This is a genomic window from Nocardioides sp., assembly GCF_025965415.1.
Taxonomy (GTDB): domain Bacteria; phylum Actinomycetota; class Actinomycetes; order Propionibacteriales; family Nocardioidaceae; genus Nocardioides.
This window is the reverse complement of sequence record NZ_JAOPWY010000004.1, coordinates 1-19,625: the sequence shown is the minus strand read 5'-3', so window position 1 is coordinate 19,625 and position 19,625 is coordinate 1. Positions and strand designations below refer to the sequence as shown.

Annotated in this window: 25 protein-coding genes; 12 read left to right on the top strand and 13 right to left on the bottom strand. The window is 71.0% G+C overall.

Translation table 11 applies throughout. The annotated features are described in order from the left end of the window. Window positions 1-7 precede the first annotated feature (7 nt). From JWN97_RS00375 to JWN97_RS00365, 3 genes are all read left to right on the top strand, one after another. Window positions 8-1,525, top strand: a complete 1,518-nt coding sequence (locus tag JWN97_RS00375) for a cation acetate symporter (protein ID WP_297616415.1) — start codon at window positions 8-10, stop codon at window positions 1,523-1,525. 123 nt (window positions 1,526-1,648) lie between these two features. After that, the gene (locus JWN97_RS00370; protein WP_297616412.1) at window positions 1,649-2,704 is read left to right on the top strand and encodes a DUF4082 domain-containing protein; all 1,056 of its coding nucleotides are present in this window, start codon (window positions 1,649-1,651) and stop codon (window positions 2,702-2,704) included. 80 nt (window positions 2,705-2,784) lie between these two features. Then, window positions 2,785-3,246 carry an isoprenylcysteine carboxylmethyltransferase family protein gene (locus JWN97_RS00365; RefSeq protein WP_297616409.1) on the top strand — a complete coding sequence of 154 codons (462 nt, stop codon included), beginning with the start codon at window positions 2,785-2,787 and terminating at the stop codon, window positions 3,244-3,246. Between the two features lie 197 nt (window positions 3,247-3,443). Here the strand turns inward: JWN97_RS00365 and JWN97_RS00360 are convergent, their stop codons facing one another. After that, complete coding sequence (locus JWN97_RS00360) at window positions 3,444-3,650, bottom strand: hypothetical protein (RefSeq protein ID WP_297616406.1); 207 nt, start codon at window positions 3,648-3,650, stop codon at window positions 3,444-3,446. A gap of 133 nt (window positions 3,651-3,783) precedes the next feature. Between JWN97_RS00360 and JWN97_RS00355 the strand changes: the two genes are divergently transcribed. After that, window positions 3,784-4,227, top strand: coding sequence for an ester cyclase (locus JWN97_RS00355; RefSeq protein WP_297616403.1), 444 nt, complete (start codon window positions 3,784-3,786; stop codon window positions 4,225-4,227). 155 nt (window positions 4,228-4,382) lie between these two features. Next, complete coding sequence (locus tag JWN97_RS00350) at window positions 4,383-4,850, top strand: hemerythrin domain-containing protein (RefSeq protein WP_297616400.1); 468 nt, start codon at window positions 4,383-4,385, stop codon at window positions 4,848-4,850. Between the two features lie 6 nt (window positions 4,851-4,856). Here JWN97_RS00350 and JWN97_RS00345 read toward each other — a convergent pair whose 3' ends face one another. Genes JWN97_RS00345 through JWN97_RS00335 form a run of 3 tightly spaced genes read right to left on the bottom strand, consistent with a single transcriptional unit; the run spans window position 4,857 to window position 6,460 of the window. Then, window positions 4,857-5,729, bottom strand: a complete 873-nt coding sequence (locus tag JWN97_RS00345; protein WP_297616397.1) for a VOC family protein — start codon at window positions 5,727-5,729, stop codon at window positions 4,857-4,859. 22 nt (window positions 5,730-5,751) lie between these two features. After that, a complete protein-coding gene (locus JWN97_RS00340; RefSeq protein ID WP_297616394.1) occupies window positions 5,752-6,000 on the bottom strand; it encodes a hypothetical protein in 249 nt (82 codons plus the stop codon). 37 nt (window positions 6,001-6,037) lie between these two features. Beyond that, window positions 6,038-6,460 carry an SRPBCC family protein gene (locus JWN97_RS00335; RefSeq protein WP_297616390.1) on the bottom strand — a complete coding sequence of 141 codons (423 nt, stop codon included), beginning with the start codon at window positions 6,458-6,460 and terminating at the stop codon, window positions 6,038-6,040. Window positions 6,461-6,649: 189 nt separating this feature from the next. On the opposite strand from JWN97_RS00335, the gene JWN97_RS00330 reads away from it, so the two are divergent. Beyond that, window positions 6,650-7,072, top strand: coding sequence for a hypothetical protein (locus tag JWN97_RS00330; RefSeq protein WP_297616388.1), 423 nt, complete (start codon window positions 6,650-6,652; stop codon window positions 7,070-7,072). Window positions 7,073-7,089: 17 nt separating this feature from the next. On the opposite strand, the gene JWN97_RS00325 is transcribed toward JWN97_RS00330, so the two are convergent. The 3 genes from JWN97_RS00325 to JWN97_RS00315 all read right to left on the bottom strand — a co-directional run bounded on the left by JWN97_RS00325 (window position 7,090) and on the right by JWN97_RS00315 (window position 9,814). Further along, window positions 7,090-7,557: a hypothetical protein gene (locus JWN97_RS00325; RefSeq protein WP_297616385.1), complete on the bottom strand. Its 468-nt coding sequence runs from the start codon at window positions 7,555-7,557 to the stop codon at window positions 7,090-7,092. A 68-nt stretch (window positions 7,558-7,625) separates the two neighbouring features. Continuing rightward, window positions 7,626-9,161, bottom strand: a complete 1,536-nt coding sequence (locus JWN97_RS00320) for an alpha/beta fold hydrolase (protein WP_297616382.1) — start codon at window positions 9,159-9,161, stop codon at window positions 7,626-7,628. An 83-nt stretch (window positions 9,162-9,244) separates the two neighbouring features. Beyond that, window positions 9,245-9,814 carry a hypothetical protein gene (locus JWN97_RS00315; protein WP_297616379.1) on the bottom strand — a complete coding sequence of 190 codons (570 nt, stop codon included), beginning with the start codon at window positions 9,812-9,814 and terminating at the stop codon, window positions 9,245-9,247. A gap of 105 nt (window positions 9,815-9,919) precedes the next feature. Here JWN97_RS00315 and JWN97_RS00310 point away from each other — a divergent pair, with 105 nt between their 5' ends. Then, on the top strand, window positions 9,920-10,042 hold the full coding sequence (locus JWN97_RS00310; RefSeq protein WP_297616376.1) for a hypothetical protein: 123 nt from the start codon (window positions 9,920-9,922) through the stop codon (window positions 10,040-10,042). On the opposite strand, the gene JWN97_RS00305 is transcribed toward JWN97_RS00310, so the two are convergent. From JWN97_RS00305 to JWN97_RS00290, 4 genes are all read right to left on the bottom strand, one after another. After that, entirely contained in the window at window positions 10,039-10,968 is a 930-nt protein-coding gene (locus JWN97_RS00305; RefSeq protein ID WP_297616374.1) for a sensor histidine kinase, read from the bottom strand. The two genes, JWN97_RS00310 and JWN97_RS00305, sit on opposite strands and share 4 nt — an antisense overlap. Window positions 10,969-11,112: 144 nt before the next feature. Further along, window positions 11,113-11,316, bottom strand: a complete 204-nt coding sequence (locus JWN97_RS00300) for a cold-shock protein (protein WP_056886861.1) — start codon at window positions 11,314-11,316, stop codon at window positions 11,113-11,115. Between the two features lie 199 nt (window positions 11,317-11,515). Next, window positions 11,516-12,568 carry an S-adenosylmethionine:tRNA ribosyltransferase-isomerase gene (locus JWN97_RS00295; RefSeq protein WP_297616498.1) on the bottom strand — a complete coding sequence of 351 codons (1,053 nt, stop codon included), beginning with the start codon at window positions 12,566-12,568 and terminating at the stop codon, window positions 11,516-11,518. Continuing rightward, entirely contained in the window at window positions 12,568-13,263 is a 696-nt protein-coding gene (locus JWN97_RS00290; protein WP_297616367.1) for an SDR family oxidoreductase, read from the bottom strand. The genes JWN97_RS00295 and JWN97_RS00290 overlap by 1 nt, the downstream gene beginning before the upstream one ends. Window positions 13,264-13,313: 50 nt before the next feature. Here JWN97_RS00290 and soxR point away from each other — a divergent pair, with 50 nt between their 5' ends. Then, entirely contained in the window at window positions 13,314-13,793 is a 480-nt protein-coding gene (gene soxR / locus JWN97_RS00285) for a redox-sensitive transcriptional activator SoxR (RefSeq protein ID WP_297616364.1), read from the top strand. Continuing rightward, entirely contained in the window at window positions 13,790-14,215 is a 426-nt protein-coding gene (locus tag JWN97_RS00280; RefSeq protein ID WP_297616361.1) for a GNAT family N-acetyltransferase, read from the top strand. Before soxR ends, JWN97_RS00280 begins: the two co-directional genes overlap by 4 nt. A gap of 1 nt (window position 14,216) precedes the next feature. Here the strand turns inward: JWN97_RS00280 and JWN97_RS00275 are convergent, their stop codons facing one another. Both JWN97_RS00275 and JWN97_RS00270 read right to left on the bottom strand, forming a co-directional pair. Further along, the gene (locus tag JWN97_RS00275; protein WP_297616358.1) at window positions 14,217-15,113 is read right to left on the bottom strand and encodes an NAD(P)-dependent oxidoreductase; all 897 of its coding nucleotides are present in this window, start codon (window positions 15,111-15,113) and stop codon (window positions 14,217-14,219) included. Then, a complete protein-coding gene (locus tag JWN97_RS00270) occupies window positions 15,110-15,781 on the bottom strand; it encodes a phosphatase PAP2 family protein (RefSeq protein ID WP_297616356.1) in 672 nt (223 codons plus the stop codon). Before JWN97_RS00270 ends, JWN97_RS00275 begins: the two co-directional genes overlap by 4 nt. 166 nt (window positions 15,782-15,947) lie before the next feature. Here JWN97_RS00270 and JWN97_RS00265 point away from each other — a divergent pair, with 166 nt between their 5' ends. From JWN97_RS00265 to JWN97_RS00255, 3 genes are all read left to right on the top strand, one after another. Next, a complete protein-coding gene (locus JWN97_RS00265) occupies window positions 15,948-16,316 on the top strand; it encodes a DUF485 domain-containing protein (RefSeq protein WP_297616353.1) in 369 nt (122 codons plus the stop codon). Window position 16,317: 1 nt separating this feature from the next. Further along, entirely contained in the window at window positions 16,318-17,952 is a 1,635-nt protein-coding gene (locus JWN97_RS00260; protein WP_297616350.1) for a cation acetate symporter, read from the top strand. A gap of 270 nt (window positions 17,953-18,222) precedes the next feature. Then, window positions 18,223-19,625, top strand: a 1,403-nt coding sequence (locus tag JWN97_RS00255; protein ID WP_297616347.1) for an acetate--CoA ligase, incomplete at its 3' end; no start/stop codon positions are given.

The window sequence follows — 19,625 nt, the reverse complement described above, 5'->3', positions numbered from 1 at the left end:
GCGCCCCATGAACACCGACATCGTCCCCGGCGTCGTCGCGGTCGTCCTCGTCTCCCTGGCCACGCTGGCGATCGGCACGTGGGGGCTGCGGATCTCGCGGACCACGAGCGACTTCTTCGTCGCCTCGCGCACGGTGCGGCCGCGGCTCAACGCGAGCGCGATCGGTGGGGAGTACCTCTCCGCCGCGTCCTTCCTCGGCGTCGCCGGCCTGCTGCTGACCTTCGGCGCGGAGATGCTCTGGTATCCCGTCGGCTGGACCGCGGGCTACCTCGTCCTGCTCGTCCTCGTCGCCGCTCCCCTCCGCCGCTCGGGCGCCTACACGCTGCCCGACTTCGCCGAGGCCAGACTGGGCTCGCGCGGCGTGCGCAAGCTGTGCTCGGTGCTCGTCGTCGGCATCGGCTGGCTCTACCTCCTGCCGCAGTTCCAGGGCGCCGGCGTCACGCTGCGCGCCACGATCGGAGCCCCGCCGTGGGCCGGCTCGCTGGTCGTCGCGCTGGTCGTGCTGGCGTCGGTGAGCCCGGGCGGGATGCGGTCGATCACCTTCGTGCAGGCCTTCCAGTTCTGGGTGAAGCTGACGGCCCTGCTGATCCCGGTCTTCGTCCTGCTCGCGGTGTGGGCCTCGGACGGCGCGGCGGACCCGACCACGTCCGCACCCGCCTCGTGGTCGATCCCGCTGGCGGCACCCGGCGGCGGCATCGGTCTCTACACGACGTACTCCCTCATCGTCGCGACGTTCCTCGGCACGATGGGCCTGCCGCACGTGGTCGTGCGGTTCTACACCAACCCCGACGGTCGGGCTGCACGTCGTACGACGCTCGCGGTGCTCGGGCTGCTGGGCATCTTCTACGTCCTGCCACCCGTGTACGCCGCCCTCGGCCGCGTCTATGCACCCGACCTCATCTCGGGTCGCTCGGACGTGCTGGTGCTGGAGCTGCCCCACCTGATGGTCGGCGGGCTGCTCGGGGCCGTGCTCACGGGGCTGGTCACCGCCGGCGCCTTCGCCGCCTTCCTCTCGACGAGCTCCGGCCTCACGATCGCGGTGGCGGGCGTGCTGTCGCAGGACGTGACCGGCCGGCGCTGGGGCTCCTACCGCCTCGGCGGGGTCGCGGCCTTCCGCGTGGCGGCGGCCATCGCGGTGGTCGTCCCGCTGCTCCTGTCTCTCCCGGCTCAGGACGTCGCTGTCGCCCGGACCGTGGGCCTGGCCTTCGCCGTGACCGCCTCGACCTTCGCGCCACTCCTGATGCTGGGCATCTGGTGGCGCGGGCTCACGCCGACCGGGGTCGTCGCCGGGCTGTTGCTGGGCGGGCTCGGCTCGGGCGCTGCCGTCGCCTGGACCTTGGCGGCCTCGCCGTCCGCCGGGTGGACCGCCGCCCTGCTGGGTCAGCCCGCGGCCTGGTCGGTCCCTGCGTCGTTCCTCACGATGGTCGTCGTCTCCCGCCTCACGCGCGCCTCGGTCCCGGCGCACGCCGGGCGCTTCATGGTCCGCCTCCACACCCCCGAGGCCGTCGACCTCCAGCGCGGTTAGCCCCCGTGGACGCGGTCCGCCCCGACCCCTTGGGGTGCATTGCTAGGGTCCTGACATCGTCCGCCGCACTCGGCGCGGCTCGGGTTCGGGGACCCTGTGGACGCTGTTCGTGGGGTGGAGAACATGGGGATCAGAGCGCTCGTCGCGTCGCTGGCCGTGCTGGTGCTGGTGCCGATGTCGGCGCTGCCCGCGACGGCCGCACCGGTCGAGTCGCGTGCCCAGAGGGGTGCGGCCGCCCTCTGGGAGAGCGACTTCGCCGCCGACCTGACCGAGCAGGAGTGCGGGAGCTGGCGGCTCGACAGCGACGGCTTCTGCACCGCCGACGACTCCCGCAACGGCGTCGAGCTCGGCACGAGGTTCGAGACCTCGCGCGAGCTGACCATCACCGGGGTTCGGGTCTATCGCGTCGACCCAGCCACGATCACCGGCTCCCTGTGGGACGCCGACGGCAACCGCCTGGCCACGGCCACCTTCGACCCGCTGGTCCGCAAGGGTTGGCAGGACCTGGTCTTCGCCACGCCGGTCGTGATCTCGCCCGGCCAGACCTACATCGCCTCCTACTACTCCCCCGCGACCAAGTACGCCTTCCAGTACGACTACTTCAGGCGCGCGGTCACCCGCGGACCCGTCACTGCGCTGCGGGCCACCGAGACCAGCCCCAACGGCGTGCACTGCTACGACGTAGCCACCTGCTCGTTCCCGGTCAACAGCTTCCGCGACTCCAACTACTGGGTCACCCCGCTGTGGCCGACCCCCGGCACCGACACCCCCGAGCCGCCAACCGACCCGCCGACCGACCCGCCAACCGACCCGACGCCCCCGGGCGCCGACGTCGAGCCGCCGAAGGTCCGCACCACCGCGCCGAGCAGGGGCGCGAAGGGCGTCGGGCTCGCCAGGACGATCAAGGTCACCTTCTCCGAGCGTGTCCAGACCAAGGGCCTCACCAAGGCGAACGTCCGTCTGCTGCGCAAGGGACACCGCAAGCCCGTCGCCGTCACGATGCGCTACGACGAGGGGCGCAACCGCCTGACGCTCGACCCCAAGGGCGGCCTGCGCGCCATGACGAGGTACCACGTCGTGATCACCTCGCGCGTCCTTGACCTCTCGGGCAACCCGCTCGACCAAGACCCGCGCAAGCCCGGCATCCAGCCGGCCACCTTCACCTTCACGACCCGCTGACTCCTCCGCCGGTGATCGCTGGTCGAGGTGCGAGTGGAGCGATCCTCGAAGCCACGCCGCACCAGGCGCACACTCTCCTCATGCCCGAGGACATCGTCGCGTTCCGACTGTGGCCCCCTGTCGCGATCGGCGCCCCCCTGCTGGCCGGCGCGCTGGCGACGGCGTGGTGGGGCGACCCCGTCGAACCCGGCCCCTGGCGCGTGCCCCTCGGCTGGGCGCTGGTGGTGCTGTTCGTCATCTGGAACGGCTGGTCGCTGTGGCTGTTCGCCCGCCACGAGACAGGGCTGCTGCCGGGCTCGCCGACCGAGGCGATGATCGAGGAAGGCCCCTACCGCCTGTCCCGCAACCCGCTGTACGTCGGCCTCCTCGCGCTCTACCTCGCGCTGGCGCTGTTGGGCGGCAGCTTCTGGGCCCTCGTGCTGTTCCCCGTGGCAGTGCTGCTCGTCCTCTGGGGCGCGATCCTGCCGGAAGAGCGCTTCCTCCACGCCCGCTTCGGCGACCCGTACGACGCCTACAGGAGCAGAGTTCGCCGCTGGCTCTAGATCGCTGGTTGAGCAGCGAGCGAAGCGACGTCCACCCGCTGGTTGAGCAGCGAGCGAAGCGAGCGTGTCGAAACCAAGGCCCCACCCCACGCGATCTTCAACCCACCGTCCGGAGGCGAGATCGCCGTCTCCCCGCCCTCGTCGTGGATCAGCGGCCAGTCGAGTGCGCGCGTAGTGCTGCGGCGAAATGATCCGCCTCAGGCCCGACGGCGTACGTGCTTCGCAGCGAGCCAGGTCTCGAACCGTCCAGCAGCCGTCATCAGGTAGCGGAGCACCCCTGCTTCCAGCTGCGCGGTCTCGCCTCGCAACCCGAACATCTCGTAGTCGGCCCGGCGCTCGGGTGAACACTCGTGCTCCCGCAGGGCGGTCCGATCGACCGACGCCCCGCACACAGGGCAGGGCATGAATCGGGACCTGAACATCACACTCCCCTCACTCCCACCAACAGTACCCACGCACGGTTCCCGAGGCTTCACATCACCGCGGCGTCGGGTCTAGCGTGGGCCGGAGTGAGCTGGCGCCAGAGCGGAGGCTCAGATGGCAGAAAATGCAGACCTCGCACGCAGGTTGCACGAAGCATGGAACGAGCGGAACTTCGACGAGATCGCCGAAGCGACGGCCCCGGACGCGACGATCACCATCGTCGGCTCGGGTGACACCTTCGAGGGCGTCGAGGGCTCGCGTGACTACAACAAGATGTGGGCCGACGGCTTCCCGGACGGCAAGGTCACCATTGACCGGGTCATCGAGTCGGGCGACCTCGTCGTGGTCGAGTTCACCGGTCGTGGCACCCACACCGGGACCCTGGTCACCAGCATGGGAAACATCCCGGCGACCGGGCGATCGTTGACCCTGCAGCTCTGTGACGTCATGGAGTTCAAGGACGGCAAGGTCCGGAGCCAGAGGACGTACTTCGACACCGGATCCATGATGGCTCAGCTCGGCCTCGGGGCTGGACAGACGGCATCCCAGCACCAGTAGTAGATCGATCAGGCACAACCGGCGTCGGCTCACCGCCGGGGAGGTCGCGACATTGCTGCTGCGCCCCGTCGAGGAGGGCGACCTCGACGAACCTCGCCAAGCGGCCCCGATCGCGCGACACTGGTCGCGTCCGATCTCACGCACCGGAGGCGTCGGTGGAGGAGAACTCGTCCGCATCGGACCGCACCTTCCTGGAGGAGCTGCGGCGGCATCGCGCGGAGCTGCGCGAGTCGATGGGCGCGCTGGAGGACGCCCTGGCCGCGCCGGCGACCTCCGAGCACTCACGCTGGACGCAGCGGGTCGAGGCGGCCCTGGTGGAGGTCGCGGGTGACTTCCGCACGCACATCCACATGACCGAGGGTCCGAGCGGGCTGTACCTCGAGCTCCTCAAGACCTCGCCACGGCTGGCCGGTGCCGTCGACGGCCTCACGCGCGACCACCTGCTGATCGGCGGTCAGATCGACACGTTGCTGGCCCGGGTGGCCGGGCCGGACGTCATTGCCGACGTGGACGACGTACGCGGCTCGGGCACGGCCCTGCTCGGACGACTCGTCCGGCACCGGCAGCGAGGCGCCGACCTCGTCTTCGAGGCCTATGAGTTCGACATCGGCGGCGAGACCTGAGCCCGATCACCCCTCGCCGGGTGCCCCACCGCCAGCGCCTGACATCGCAGCGTCTTTGCCAGCGTCCACTCGACGGCCTGGTCGTACGACGCCTGCAGGAGCAGAGTCCGCCGCTGGCTCTGAGCCCCCACGTCGCCGGTTGAGCAGCGAGCGGGATCGCTGGTTGAGCAGCGAGCGAAGCGAGCGTGTCGAAACCAAGGCCCTAGCCCTCACCACGAACTCGTTCCCCTCCGGATCCGCCATCTCGACCTCACCGCCACTCCGCTCGACGAGCGAGGCCCCCAGAGCCGCCAACCGCTCGACCTCAGCATCCAGCTCGTCCGCCACCAGCACGAAGTACATCCGGTTCCGTCCATGCCGCTCGTTCAGCGGCTCCCCACCCCACGAGATCTTCAACCCACCGTCCGGAGGCGAGATCGCCGTCTCCCCGTCCTCGTCATGGACCAGCGGCCAATCCAAGGCAGCCGCCCAGAAGACGCCGACCTCGCGCGTCCCGTCGGCGGCCAGCTCGCCGAGGAAACCCGTCCCCTCCAGCCAGTTGTTCCCCTCCGGGATCACGCAGAACTCGTTGCCCCCGGGATCAGCCAGGACGACGTGGTCCTCCTCCGGCAACTGCCCGACATCGAGGTGCGTCGCACCCAGCTCGAGCGCCCGAGCGACGGTCGCGTCCTGGGCAGCGGAGTTGCTGGTCAGGTGAAGGTGGATCTGGTTGAGGCCGACCTTGGGCTCGTCGGCCGTCTGGAAGGCAAGCCGGACCGGCGCGTCGACATCCGAGAGCACGAGACCCTGTCGCGAAGACCTGAGCAACCCTGACCAGAAGGTTGCGAGCTCCTCAGGGTCCAAGGCGAGGATGGTCAGCGCATGCAGCGTGGATGCCATCCTCGGACACTAGGCACGACGATCACCCAGCCGCCAACGGATATCGCTCCACGGGGAGCGGCCTCGCTGCCAGTCGGTCGGTGCTCAGGCGGTCAGATCTTGTCGCGCCCCGAGGACGCGAGGAGAAGGTGCAGTCGCTGCGGAGCTTCACGATCTTGTCGGCTGCGGCGACCTTGCCGACCTTGACGACGACGTTCACGAGGCCGTTCGAGCAGTCGCGGGCTCCCGCGGCGCCGGTGGCGGTCACTGTGCCCTTGGCCTTGACCTTCACCTCGCTGTGAGCTGCGACGGCACAACCGACGTCCGGCTCAGCCGGCTTCGGCCGCCTCCTTGATCGACGCTGCCTCGGTCTCGACGTAGCGCCGCGTCAGGGACTTGGTCATGAGCCAGCCGACGGGTGCCATCAGCCCGGAGACGGTGATGCTGAGCGAGAGTCGGCTGCCCTCCGCGTGCGGCTCGACCACGTGCCCGGCGACGACCCTGACTCCCGGCGACGCCGACTCCCACGTGAACGACGTACCTTCGTCGAGCTCGGTGACCGTCCACACCGCCTCGGGCAGCTTCGGTTGCCGCAGTCGGGTCCGGGACCCGACCGCCAGCGGACCGTCGTCCAGGCGCTCCACGGAGCCCACCGTCGCGATGTGCTCCGGCCAGCCCTCGACGTCGACGATCAGCCGCCAGACACGCGCGGGGGCGGACGCGATGATGACGGAGTGCTGCAGACCAGCCATGCCAGGAGTCTAGGAATCCTTCATCACGAAGACCATGGCGTCGGCCTCGCGTCCGAGCTCCCGCCCGGAATGCGTCGACCCCGCACCCTTTGTGGGGTTGTGGGGACCCCGGTGGCGTTCGCGGCCTGGTGCCCGTCCGGCGTACGGTGGTCAGGCACGTCAGATGATGCGAGTCCCGGAGGTCCTGACATGCGGCTCGACCACCTGTGCGACGTGAGCTGGACCTATGACCTGCTCCACGAGGTGCCGCCTGCCGCCGGGGCCGACGGCCGGGTCTACGGACAGGGCACGGCCACCCTCGCCGGCCGACTGTCGGGGACGGCGCAGTGGTCCAACTTCCCGCGGATCCGCGACGGCTTCGCCCTGCCCGACGCCCGCGGAGTGATCCGTGCCGGCGACGCCGAGGTGCTGTTCGCCCTCTCCGGCCTGTCCGCGCTGGACGACGGCCAAGGGGTCCACGTGATGACGTTCCAGACCGCGGCGCCGTCCCACCTGTGGCTCAACCACGTCCTCGCCGTCGGCGAGGGGACGATCGACGTCGCGCACGCGCGGCTGGCCATGCGCTACTACGAGTGCCGGGTCGAGCTCCCCCTGGAGGACTTCGCGACCTGACGCGGTCGAGGCTGCAGTCAGGCGCCTGCGGCGGCCTGCACCGGGCCGAGCTCTCGGCCCAGCTCCGGGCACAGCTCCACGAGCACCCGCAGCTCCGCGTGCGTCACGAAGGAGGGGTTGCTGCCCGCCGGCATCCGCAGCACCTCGAGGGTGGTCAGGCCCGGGTGACCGGTCAGCTCCGAGCGCAGCAGCGGGTGGGCCAGGGGCGAGAGCGCGATCGGGATCAGGTCCCCGTCCGCGCGCCCCGTCGTACGTCCGGCGGCGTAGATCCCGGCCGGGTGCTCGCGCTCGGTCCCGCTGACCCACAGCAGCACCGGCTGACCGGCAGCGACGAGCTCGGTGCGGTAGGTCGGCCGCACGCACCAGGTCGCCACCCCGGCGAAGCCGGCCCGCACGTGCGCCGTGGTCGCCGGCACGCTGCCGGTGGCTTTGACCAGCCACGCGCCGAGGGTCTCGCTGGTCAGGGCGCGATGCGGGACAGGCACCCCTCGAGGGTGGCACACCCGTCGACGCGGTCCGCGGGCCCTGCAGGCCTGACCGAACCCGCCGTCGCTCAGCTTCCTGCCACCGGCAGGTGCAGCACCACGTCCTTCAGCTTCATCGCCCCCACCACCCGGCTCCCGAAGCCGGCGTACATGTCCGAGACCGGCGACACCGTCAGGAAGAGCGTCTGCCCGGCGGGTACGTCGACCGCGACCGAGGGCAGCTGGATGCCGGTGCGCGGCTTGTTGATCGCGATGCCGTTCTCCCGGATCGGCAGCATGTTGTTCTGCACGATCCGCGCGTCGGCCGGGCTGGTGCCCACCGACAGCGCCAGGAAGGCGCGGTTGTCGAGGCCGAGCGTCGTGATCTTCCCGTCCAGAGTGGGCGAGCCGGCGATGGTGATCGGGCCCTGGGCGACGGGGTAGGCGATCGGCGCACCGACGCCGACGGTGCTGACGACGTCACCGAGCTCGACGGTGGTGTTCGGCGAGACGGAGCCCACCTTGACGCAGCGGTCACCGGCGGCGGTGGTCAGGTGGAACGTGCCGAAGCCGCGGAGCCCGGTCTTCGTGCCCTGCAGGTTCTGCTGGAGGAACCGCAGCCCCAGGTCGGCGAAGGACGGGCTGCCCAGCGTCGGCGAGCACGCGTCGCTGGTGGCGAGCGGGATGTCGACGTTGGTGCCGGTCGGCAGCGCCGACGGCAGCGTGTGGCCGCCGTTGTAGCCGAGGAAGATGCTCTTCGCCCGCGCCTTGGCGGTCAGTGCGCGGGTGAAGTTCTTCAGGCCCTGGTCGAGCGGGAAGAGGTTGTCGGTCTCGCCCTGGCCGAAGAGCACGGGGATGTCGAGCTTGCGACCCTTCCGCACGTGCCACTCCGGGCCGTTCTTGTCGAGGTAGTCGTGGAGGTACGCCGGCACGTTGCCCGTCGCGGTCGCCTCTGCGAAGCCCCGCAGCACGAGGGGCGGCAGCGCGTTGGTCGGCAACCCGGCGGCGACCAGGGCGCTCGCCCACTCGGTCCGCGGGACGCCCTCCGGGAAGAGGCTCTCGGTCAGGCCGAACCAGGTGATCTCGGGGACGAGCGCGTCGAAGCGGGTCGCGCCCTTGTCGCGGAGCTCGCTGAAGGCGCCGACGAACTGGTAGCCGCCGCCGTACGACCCACCGATGGCGCCCAGCACGGGGTCGCCCGGCTTCTCCTTCTCCACCCACGCCTGCGCCGCGACGAGGTCGACGATCTTGCGGACGTCCTTGCCCTCGACGTCGGGGTTCTCGATGTAGGCCTGGCCGCCGCTCTCGCCGAAGCCGCGCTGGTCGAAGCTCAGCACACCGAAGCCGGCGTCCGTCAGGTAGGAGAACGCTGCGGGGTCCGTCGTACGACTGCCGCCCCAGCCGTGGCTGTGCAGCACCATCGGCACCGGGTTGGCCTTCGTCGCTCCCGCGGGCCGGAAGAGCGTGAAGCAGATCTCGACCGGCGCGGTCGTGCCCGGGTCCGGGACGCTCGTGATGCACCCGTCGGTCGTGGTGACCTGGGCGGCGGTGGCCGGCGAGCCCAGGAACGGCAGGGTGGCGGCTGTGAGGGCGCTGACGACGGCGGCTGCGATGAGTCGGTGCATGGCGGGGGCCTCTCGGGTGACGGCGGTCACCCTTACCAACGAGTAGTCCCGCCGGTGGCTACGGCGCCTGCCGCGCTCAGCGGTCAGCGGTGGCGTCTGGCCAGCTCCAGGCCCGCGTCCCACCCCGGCGCGCGACCACCGGGAGGCGGGCGGATCGCGTCCATGTCGTGGCCCGCCCGCGCCAGCGCCCACGCGACGACGGAGTTCGAGTTCCACATCTCGCCGAGGGCCAGCTGGTCCCGGCCCCACACGAGCGGTGGCACGAGCTCGAGGATCCCGAGCACCTCGGCGACCCGGGCCGGGTCCTCCGTGGTGCGGACCGGGCTGTCGACCGCCTCGTCGACGTCGGGGATGCGGCCGCCGGGCCAGCAGCGCACCTCGTAGCGGAACGCACGGAGGCGACCGAGCCTCGTGGACCCGACGGCGCCCTCGCAGAGGACGCCGCGACCGGGGTCACGGACGTTCCACACCGGCCCCATCTCCACGGCGTACGTCACGTCGCCGGCGTGCACCATCAGCCCGGAGTGGTAGAGGTCGGTGGGCGCGCGGTGCTCGCGCCACGCCGCCCACCGCTCGTAGGCCCGGCCGTTGGCGCGCACGAAGTGACCGCCCGCGCCGAGGGGCAGCCAGTAGAGGTCCACCCACGCGTCCACCGCTCACCTCCCCTCCCCGGAGCTCCCGGACATCGGTCATGCGTGGATCCTCCGACCTCGGCGCCGTGCGCGCATGTGAACTGGTCTACCGGGGTACCGGGCGTCATGAGCACCCCGATGTACGTCCGTTCCCTCGGTCAGGTGCTGGGCATGCTCGGCGCCGGCGTCGCCCGGGTGGCGGTGACCGTGATGACCGCGGTGGGCGTGACGCGCAGGTCCGGCTCCTAGGACCACGCGTCCACGCGGGTGTGCAATCGCACGTGCGTGCCGGACAGGTCGTTGCCGACGTCGACGGCCATGCACAGCTGGCGCGCCAGCCACAGCCCGTAGCCGTGGTCCGACGGCATGGCCGGCGGCAGCAGACCCATCAACGGGTCCATCGGTCCGCGACCACCGTCGTCCACGTGGCAGATCCAGCTGGCCCCCTCCTCGTAGACGTGGAGGAGCGCAGGCGGCTGGCCGTGCAGGAGCGCGTTCGTCAGCACCTCGGTGACGGCCAGCGCCACGTCGGCGACGACCTCGGGATCGAGCCCGGCCTCGGCGCCGCACGCCTGCACCAGGCGTCGCGCTCCGGCCACGTCGGCGGGTGACCCGCAGTCGAGGGTGGTGGCGCCCGGAGGCGGCGGTGCCACGGCGGCGAGCGCGGCGAGCTGGTCCCACGGGTCGTCGTAGCGCGGGTTGGGCGACAGCGCACCACCGCTGCGGACGGCGCCGTGGGTCCGCATCCCGATGTCGAGCAGGTGCGTGGGGAGCGAGCCCGCGTCGTAGGGGCACAGGAGGTCGACGTCGTGCTCGGCGAAGACCAGGTTGACCGCCGCCTCGATGCGGCGGTAGTCGACCAGCTCGGCAGGAGTGCGGTGGTCGAGCGCCTGCTCGGCGACCACGGTCGTGCGTACGCCGGGCGCCCGCGCCGCGAAGTCGAGCATCACGCGGTAGACGTTCCACTGCGGCGCGTAGGCGACCGCGTCCTCGACGAAGGTCACCTCGTCGGCGTCGCGGCCCAGCGTCGAGCGCAGCTGGTCGACGCGCTGCGGGGGTGCCATGACGAGTCCGCGGTGCCCGAGCTCGAGCCCCTCCCGGAGGAAGCCGCCGGTCTCGGCGGCGTACTGCAGGGCGCCGTCGTAGAAGAGTGACGTGTGCGTGGCTGCGCTCATCGTGCCCCCCTCCCACGGGCTCACCAGTCACTCTAGGACGAGATGTGCCGCACTGACCATGGAGTTCGCACACACCTTCGTGGCAGGACCTCCGGACGCAGAAGAGCCCCGACCGCCAGGCGGTCGGGGCTCAACGTGGTGAGATCAGGAAACGCGAACGTTCTCGGCCTGGGGACCCTTGGGGCCCTGGGCGAGGTCGAACTCGACCTTCTGGTTCTCGTCGAGCGACTTGTAGCCGCCGGACTGGATCGCGGAGAAGTGGACGAACACGTCCTCGCCGCCGCCGTCCTGGGCGATGAAGCCGAAGCCCTTCTCGGCGTTGAACCACTTGACGGTGCCTGAAGCCATGATGATTTCCTTTGTTTCGTGTCGGGGCTGTCTGCCCCTGAACCGCTGAAGACATCCATGCGTTTCTGATGTCCAGCGAACCGAAAACCAGGAGTACGAGATACGAGCCGCACATGTGTGCGGCCAGGACGGCTCGGGAGCCGTCCCTTCAACAACCCCCATCGTAGGGCATCGGCCTCCGGTTGTCGGCTTCGCCGCCTCAGCGACGCAGCAGAAGCGCCGAGTCACCGAACTCGTGCCAGAGATAGCTCTCCGCGACGGCCGCGTCGTACGCCGCCTGCGTGAGGCGCTCGCCGGCCACCGCCTCGACCAGCAGCAGGTGCGAGGCGAGGGGGTCGTGCCAGCCGGTGACGAGGCCGTCGACGACACGTGGCGGGTCGGCAGGAGTGATCACGCGCGCGCTCCAGCCCGCCGCCGCCTCGACCCGCCCGTCGACGACGGCGGACTCGATCGCGCGGGTGGCGGTGGTGCCCCCCGCGATCACCCGTCCGCCCCACGAGCGCGCGGCGGACACCAGCCGGGCCGACTCCGCGGGCACCTCGAACCACTCGGGTCCCGGCGCCTCGCCGGCCTCCTGTGAGGAGACCCCCGTGTGCAGCGTGACCGGAGCGAAGAGGACGCCGGATGTCGCCAGCCGCGTCACCAGCGACTCGGTGAACGGCCGTCCGGCAGAGGCCATCTCGGCGCTGCCGGGGCGGGTGCCGAAGACCGTCTGGTAGCTGGCGAGCGGATAGCGGCGGTCGAGGTAGCCGTAGGCGATCGGCCGTCCGTTCCAGGCGAGCTGGCGGTCCAGGTCACCGCGGACCGACGCGCGCCAGAGCCGGTTGCCGGACCCGGTCGGCGAGGACGCCTCGTCGCCCGGCCACGGTGAGCGCAGCGTCAGCCGGACGTCACCGACCTGCACGCTGTCGCCCGCGGCGGCGTCGAGGAGGGCACGCGCGGCGTCGGGCGCCGTACGCAGCTCGACGACGCGGTCGCCCGAGTCGAGGCGGTGGGCCACGTGGACGACGACCGGCCGGCCGTCGAGCGAGGCGTCGATCTCGCCGGGCACGGTGGCGGACGTGTTCACGACGAGCACGTCGCCCGCGCGCAGGTGGTCCGGGAGGTCGCGGAACCGACCGTGCGACAGCCCGTCCGGGGTCGCGACCAGCAGCCGGACCTCGTCGCGCGCCACACCGCGCTCCTCCGCGGGCTGCGGGGCGAACGCCGACGCGGTGAACCTGGTGCGCGGGGTCTCGATCAGCACGGCCATCACGCCTCCCCTCCTACGTCTGCGGCCCGGTAGCGACCCGACCCTGGCCGGGCGTCGAGCAGCGCGAGCAGTCGCGGCACCACGGTCTCGGGCAGCGGTCGGTCGGAGATGTCCTCGCCGGGGAAGGCGTCCTGGTGCATCGCGGTGCGCATGTCGCCGGGGTCCACGGCGTACGCCGTCAGGCCGGTCTCCGCGGCACAGGTCAGCGTCAGGTGGTCGAGCGCGGCCTTGCTGGCGCCGTAGAGGCCCCAGCCCTCGTAGTGGTTGACCGCGGCGTCGGAGCTGATCGAGAGGAGCACCCCGTCGGCGGTGCGCAGCCACGGGAGCAGCGTCGAGGTGAGGACCAGCGGGCCACCGACGTTGGTGCGCCACACCTGCTGGAGGTCGGCGACGTCCACCTCCGCGAGCGGGCGCATCGGCAGCGGGCCGAGAGTGCTGGCGTTGTGGACCAGCAGGTCGAGCCGGCCGTGCGCCGTCACCTCCGCGAGCAGGCGGTCGCGGTGCTCGGCGTCGGTGAGGTCACCGACGAGGACGGTCACGCCGTCGGGGAGCTCCGCCTCCTTGAACCTCCCTGCGCCACGGCCGTCGGTGATGACCCGCCATCCCCGCTCCGCCAGCGCCCTGGTCAGCGCCAGCCCCAGGCCGGCCGATCCCCCGGTGACGAGCGCCACCCGTTCTGTCGTCTTCGTTGTCATGACTCCATGGTTCAAGTTAAAGTGAACTTGAGATCAAGGAGTGAAGCGAGATGGATGCGCGAGATCTGCTGCCGATGGGCGAGATCGCCCGGCGCAGCGGCTTCGCCGCGTCGGCGATCCGCTACTACGAGGCGGAGGGCCTGATCGAGGCGCACCGCTCCGGTGGTGGGCAGCGACGCTTCGAGCGCAACGTGCTGCGCCGGCTGGCCTTCATCCGGGCGGCGTCCAACGTCGGGCTGACCATCGAGGAGATCCGCGACGAGCTCGCCCGGCTGCCGGGCAACCGCAACCCGACCAAGGCCGACTGGCAGCGCATCTCCCAGCACTGGCGCACGCGGCTGGACGAGCAGATCGCCGCACTGCAGCGCCTCAAGGGCGGCCTCGACGGCTGCATAGGATGCGGGTGCCTGAGCCTGCGCAGCTGCGCCTTCTCCAACCCCGACGACGTCTATGCCGAGCGCGGCTCGGGCGCGCGGTTGCTGCCCGACTCGCTGCGGCGGCCCCACCCCACCCGGAGGACTCCCGCATGAGCAGCGACGACTACGTCATCCGCACCGACCTCGCCGACATGGACCTCGACCTGGTCCACCGCTGGCTCAGCACCGACGCCTACTGGGCGATGGGCCGCAGCCGCGACAAGGTCGGGACGGCGGCCGCGAACTCGCTCAACTTCGCCGCCTTCACCGGCGACGGGCAGCAGGTGGCGTACGCCCGCGTCCTCACCGACCGGGCCAACTTCGCCTGGCTCTGCGACGTGTACGTCGACCCCGACCACCGCGGCCGGGGCCTGGGCAACCGGCTCGTCGAGGCGGCCATCGCCGACCTCGAGCCGATGGGCATCGGACGCATCGTCCTCGCCACCCGTGACGCCCACGAGGTCTACGAGCGAGTCGGTTTCGAGCCGCTGCCCGACCCGGGCATGTGGATGATCCGGGTGCCGCCGGGTCCGTGACTCAGAGGCCGGCCCTCAGCTCGACCAGCGCGTCGTCGAGGGACACCTGCGGCGTCCAGCCCCAGCCCCGCGCGCGGTCGGCGACGATCCGACCGGTCCACGCCTCCCCCTCGTCCCACGTTGGCTCGACGCCCAGCGCCGAGGTGACGGCACCGAGGTAGTCGCGCTGGGTGGCCGGGCCGCTCGCCACGTTGACGGGGGTGCAGCCGCCCACCACCGGACCGACCGAGGCGTCGCCCGAGACGGCGATGGCCCCGGTCGCCAGGTCCGCGGCGATCGTCGCGAGGTCGTCGACGTGCACCCAGGCGAACGATTGGTCGGGGATCGCGTGGCGACGGGACTCGTCGTCGCGGATCGCGGCGGGCTGGACGGTGTTCCAGACCGACGAGTCGCCTGCGCCGAGGATCGCGGGCGGTCGCAGCAGCACCCGCGTCGTACCTCCCAGCCGGGCCAGTGCGGCGTCGACGTCGCGCTTGACGACGGCGTAGTCGTTGCCGTCGTCGCCCACCAGCTCGGAGTCCTCGGTGATGTCGCCCCGGTCGGGGCTGCGGTCGTAGACCGCGGCCGTCGAGACGTGCACGAGGAGCGGCACGCCCGCCGCCACTGCGGCCTCCGCGATCACGAGGGTCCCGTCGAGCCCGACCCGGCGCTGGCTGTCGCGGTCGCTGCCGAGGGGGTGCACGGTCGTCACCAGCGCGTCGGCGCCGGCGACCACCGCGTCGGCGAAGGCCGGGTCACCGAAGTCGCCGACGTGCTCCTCGACGCCCGCCGCGGTCGGTGCGGTGCCGACACGACGTACGACGGCGCGCACGGTCGCCCCGCGCTCGCCCAGTGCGGCCACGACGTGGCTGCCCACGAGTCCGTTGGCTCCGGTCACGACGACGATGGGAGAAGTCATGGCTCCACCCTGTCACCCGACTCATCACTCCGCCGCAGCACCACGTGGGCGACGGCCGCGACCCAGAGCGGGGCGAAGACGAGACTGGTCAGCACGTCGGTCGGGTGGTGCGCCCCCTGGTAGAGCCGCGAGGGGATGACGACCAGCGGGACGAGGTAGAGCGGCCACACCCAGCGCCGCGCGCCGGGCACGGTGCGCGCGAGGTGGACCGCGGTGGCGCAGTAGACCACGATCGCTGTGGCCACGTGGCCCGACGGGAAGCTGTGGTCGGGGACCAGCCCGGGGTCGAGGATCTCCACCGGCGGGCGGTCGCGGGTGATGAGGTGCGTGACCACGAGGTAGAGCACGAGGGTGCCGCCGACGAGCAGGGAGTAGTAGACGAGCGGTCGCCGCGAGTGCTGCCGCCGCCAGGCGACGAGGGCGACGACGACCGCCACGGCGACGCCTACGACCGTGTCGGCGACGTGGCTGCCGATGGACGCGGCGAGGTCGAGGCCAGGCGTACGACGCTCCGCGATCCACCGCTCGACGCTGTCGTCCCAGGGGTCCACGACCGACTCCAGCGGGTGGGTGATCAGCCACCCCACGGTGAGCACGCCGAGAAGGAGGAGCGTCCACGCGATCGCCAGGGTGCGGGCGGCGTCGCGGCGGGAGCTGGTGTCGGTCACCGGCGAAGCCTGTCAGGTGGACCGCTCGTCGTACGGCACCGACCGCTGAGCGCGCGACCGCGCCCACCGACAGACCGGCGTGCGCACGCCACTCCCCGGCGTGATGTGAGCGGTGTCACGGTGACAGCGGTCACACCTCGGTGGCCCCGCCCGGAAGGACCCTGCCGTGACACCTGATGCCCACGACCAGGCCGCGCGCCACGACCCCGTCTACGACGAGTTGGCAGCCCGGCCCGAGTTCACGGAGCTGCGCCATCGCTACCGCCGCTTCGTCATCCCGGCCACGGCCGCCTTCCTGACCTGGTACGGCCTCTACGTCCTGGCGTCGATGTTCGCCCACGACTTCATGAGCACCAATCTCGTCGGCAACATCAACATCGCCCTGGTCTGGGGCCTGCTGCAGTTCCTGACGACGTTCCTGCTCGCGTTCGTCTACGCCCGCTACTCCAACGCCAACCTCGACCCGCTCGCACGCCAGCTCACCGAGGACTACCACCGCACCCTCGACGGGCGCACCGACAAGGGAGTGCACTGACATGGAAGGTCACCAGCTGCTCACGACCGCGCTCTTCCTGGGCGTCGTCGCCCTGACGGTCGGCATCACCATCTGGGCCAGCCGCACCTCGTCCGGCGCAGCCGACCACTACGCCGGCGGACGCAACTTCTCGCCCCTGCAGAACGGTCTCGCCATCGGCGGCGACTACATGTCGGCGGCGTCGTTCCTCGGCATCTCCGGCGCGATCGCACTGTCGGGCTACGACGGCTTTCTCTACTCGATCGGCTTCCTCGTGGCGTGGCTCGTCGCCCTGCTGCTCGTCGCCGAGGTGCTGCGCAACTCCGGCCGCTACACGATGGCCGACCAGCTCGCCTACCGGATGAAGCAGAAGCCCGTGCGGATGGCGGCCGCCACCTCGACCGTGGTCGTCTCGATCTTCTACCTCCTCGCCCAGATGGTCGGCGCGGGCGCGCTCGTCGCGCTGCTGCTCGGCGTCACCAGCGAGGGCATCAAGAACCTGACCATCTTCTTCGTCGGTGCGCTGATGATCTTCTACGTCACCGTCGGCGGCATGAAGGGCACGACCTGGGTGCAGATCGTCAAGGCGGTCCTCCTGATGGCCGGCTCCGCGCTGATCGTCGTGCTGGTGCTGGCGAAGTTCGGCTTCAACCTCTCCGAGCTGCTCGGCACGGCCGCCACCAACAGCGGCAAGGGCAACGCCTTCCTGGAGCCCGGGCTGAAGTACGGCGTCAGCACGACGTCGAAGATCGACCTCATCTCGCTCGGCATCGCCCTCGTGCTCGGCACGGCCGGCCTGCCACACATCCTGATCCGCTTCTACACGACGCCGACCTCGCGTGACGCGCGCAAGTCGGTGCTGTGGGCGATCGGCCTGATCGGCGCGTTCTACCTCTTCACGCTGGTCCTCGGCTTCGGTGCCGCGGCCCTGCTCGACAAGGACGCCTACGCCGAGGTCGCCGCGTCCGGCGGCAACCTGGCCTCCCCGCTCCTGGCGGAAGCCGTCGGAGGTGGCCCAGGTTCCACCGGGGGCGCCGTGCTGCTGGCCCTGATCGCGGCGGTCGCGTTCGCGACCATCCTGGCCGTGGTGGCCGGGCTGACCCTGACCTCGTCGGTGTCGGTGGCGCACGACCTCTACAACTCGGTCTTCCGCAACGGCGAGGCGACCGAGGCCGAGGAGATCCGGGTGTCCCGGATCGCCGCAGGTGTCATCGGACTCATCGCGATCGTGCTGGCCATCCCGGCACAGAAGCTCAACATCGCGTTCCTCGTGGCCCTGGCCTTCGCGGTCGCGGCGTCGGCGAACCTGCCGGCGATCATCTACAACATGTTCTGGCGCGGTTTCAACACCCGCGGAGCGCTCTGGAGCATCTACGGCGGCCTCATCTCGTCCGTCGGCCTAGTGATCTTCAGCCCGATCGTCAGCGGCAAGGGCGTCGACGCGGTCACCGGCAAGAACCTGTCCCTGCTGCCGACCAGCATCGACATCTCCTGGTTCCCGCTGGAGAACCCCGGCATCGTCTCGATCCCGCTGGGCTTCCTCCTCGGCTACATCGGCAGCATCACGTCGAAGGAGCCGTCGGCGCAGGAGCGCTACACCGAGCTCGAGGTCCGCGCCCTCACCGGCGCGGGCGCCGAACAGGCCGTCCAGCACTGATCGAGCGCTGATCGACCTCGGTTTCGACACGGGCCTGGCGGCCCTGCTCAACCAGCGGCCCGCACGCCGCTGGTTGAGCAGAGCGGCCGCCGGGTTCCTGGCCGCTAGTTGAGCAGCGAGCGGCCGCCCGGTTCCTGGCCGCTGGTTGAGCAGCGAGCGTGTCGAAACCGAGGCACCTCCGCCCGCTGGTTGAGCAGCGAGCGGAGCGAGCGTGTCGAAACCGAGGCACCGAGAGTAACTTGAACTGCAGTCACCCCTGAGGAGAGCGCCTTGTCCGACCAGACCCTGTCCAACCTGTCCCGCGAGGACCGGACGTTCGAGCCCCCGGCCGAGCTGGCCGCCAACGCCAACGTGAAGGAGGAGGCCTACGCCCGCGCCGACTCCGACCGCGAGGCCTTCTGGGCCGAGGCCGCCGACCGGCTGGACTGGGGCCAGAAGTGGGACCAGGTCCTCGACTGGTCCAACCCTCCGTTCGCCAAGTGGTTCGTCGGCGGCACCCTCAACGCCTCGGTCAACTGCGTGGACCGCCACGTCGACGCCGGCAACGGCGACAAGGTCGCCCTCCACTGGGTCGGCGAGCCCGAGGACGACACCCGCGACATCACCTACGCCGACCTCAAGGACCTCGTGTCGAAGGCGGCCAACGCGCTCACCGACCTCGGCGTCAAGAAGGGCGACCGGGTCGCGATCTACATGCCGATGATCCCCGAGGTCGTCGTCGCGATGCTCGCCTGCGCCCGCCTCGGCGCCCCGCACACCGTCGTCTTCGGCGGCTTCTCCGCCGACGCCCTCGCCTCGCGCATCACCGACTGCGAGGCCCACGTCGTGATCACGTCCGACGGCGGCTACCGCCGCGGCGCGGCCAGTGCGCTCAAGCCGGCCGTCGACGAAGCCGTCGAGAAGACCGGCGACCTCGTGCGCCACGTCCTCGTCGTACGCCGCACGGGCCAGGACATCGAGTGGCACGACGACCGCGACGTGTGGTGGCACGACGCCGTCGACGTCGCCTCGGCCGAGCACGAGCCCGAGATGCACGACTCCGAGCACCCGCTCTACGTCATGTACACCTCCGGCACGACCGGCAAGCCGAAGGGCATCCTGCACACCACCGGCGGCTACCTCACCGGCACGTCGTACACCCACCACACGGTCTTCGACCACAAGCCCGACTCGGACGTCTACTGGTGCACCGCGGACGTCGGCTGGGTGACCGGCCACTCCTACCTGGTCTACGGGCCGCTCGCCAACGGTGCGACCCAGGTGATGTACGAAGGCACCCCCGACACCCCGCACAAGGGCCGCTGGTGGGAGATCGTCCAGGAGTACGGCGTCACGATCTTCTACACCGCCCCCACCGCGATCCGGACGTTCATGAAGCAGGGCCGCGACATCCCCGACGGCTTCGACCTGTCCTCGATCCGACTGCTCGGGTCGGTGGGTGAGTCGATCAACCCCGAGGCCTACATGTGGTACCGCGAGGTCATCGGCGGCGAGCGCTGCCCGATCGTGGACACCTGGTGGCAGACCGAGACCGGCCAGATCATGATCTCGCCGCTGCCGGGCGTGACCGCCGGCAAGCCGGGCTCGGCGATGACGCCGATGCCGGGCATCGAGGCGGACGTGGTCGACGAGGCCGGCGAGTCCGTGCCCAACGGCTCGGGCGGCTACCTCGT

Bases quoted from the DNA above. Each gene is read 5' to 3' on its own strand.
- JWN97_RS00375 (WP_297616415.1), top strand. From the start codon at position 8: ATGAACACCGACATCGTCCCCGGCGTCGTCGCGGTCGTCCTCGTCTCC.
- JWN97_RS00370 (WP_297616412.1), top strand. From the start codon at position 1,649: ATGGGGATCAGAGCGCTCGTCGCGTCGCTGGCCGTGCTGGTGCTGGTG.
- JWN97_RS00365 (WP_297616409.1), top strand. From the start codon at position 2,785: ATGCCCGAGGACATCGTCGCGTTCCGACTGTGGCCCCCTGTCGCGATC.
- JWN97_RS00360 (WP_297616406.1), bottom strand. From the start codon at position 3,650: ATGCCCTGCCCTGTGTGCGGGGCGTCGGTCGATCGGACCGCCCTGCGG.
- JWN97_RS00355 (WP_297616403.1), top strand. From the start codon at position 3,784: ATGGCAGAAAATGCAGACCTCGCACGCAGGTTGCACGAAGCATGGAAC.
- JWN97_RS00345 (WP_297616397.1), bottom strand. From the start codon at position 5,729: ATGGCATCCACGCTGCATGCGCTGACCATCCTCGCCTTGGACCCTGAG.
- JWN97_RS00335 (WP_297616390.1), bottom strand. From the start codon at position 6,460: ATGGCTGGTCTGCAGCACTCCGTCATCATCGCGTCCGCCCCCGCGCGT.
- JWN97_RS00330 (WP_297616388.1), top strand. From the start codon at position 6,650: ATGCGGCTCGACCACCTGTGCGACGTGAGCTGGACCTATGACCTGCTC.
- JWN97_RS00320 (WP_297616382.1), bottom strand. From the start codon at position 9,161: ATGCACCGACTCATCGCAGCCGCCGTCGTCAGCGCCCTCACAGCCGCC.
- JWN97_RS00310 (WP_297616376.1), top strand. From the start codon at position 9,920: ATGAGCACCCCGATGTACGTCCGTTCCCTCGGTCAGGTGCTGGGCATG.
- JWN97_RS00305 (WP_297616374.1), bottom strand. From the start codon at position 10,968: ATGAGCGCAGCCACGCACACGTCACTCTTCTACGACGGCGCCCTGCAG.
- JWN97_RS00300 (WP_056886861.1), bottom strand. From the start codon at position 11,316: ATGGCTTCAGGCACCGTCAAGTGGTTCAACGCCGAGAAGGGCTTCGGC.
- JWN97_RS00295 (WP_297616498.1), bottom strand. From the start codon at position 12,568: ATGGCCGTGCTGATCGAGACCCCGCGCACCAGGTTCACCGCGTCGGCG.
- JWN97_RS00290 (WP_297616367.1), bottom strand. From the start codon at position 13,263: ATGACAACGAAGACGACAGAACGGGTGGCGCTCGTCACCGGGGGATCG.
- soxR (WP_297616364.1), top strand. From the start codon at position 13,314: ATGGATGCGCGAGATCTGCTGCCGATGGGCGAGATCGCCCGGCGCAGC.
- JWN97_RS00280 (WP_297616361.1), top strand. From the start codon at position 13,790: ATGAGCAGCGACGACTACGTCATCCGCACCGACCTCGCCGACATGGAC.
- JWN97_RS00275 (WP_297616358.1), bottom strand. From the start codon at position 15,113: ATGACTTCTCCCATCGTCGTCGTGACCGGAGCCAACGGACTCGTGGGC.
- JWN97_RS00260 (WP_297616350.1), top strand. From the start codon at position 16,318: ATGGAAGGTCACCAGCTGCTCACGACCGCGCTCTTCCTGGGCGTCGTC.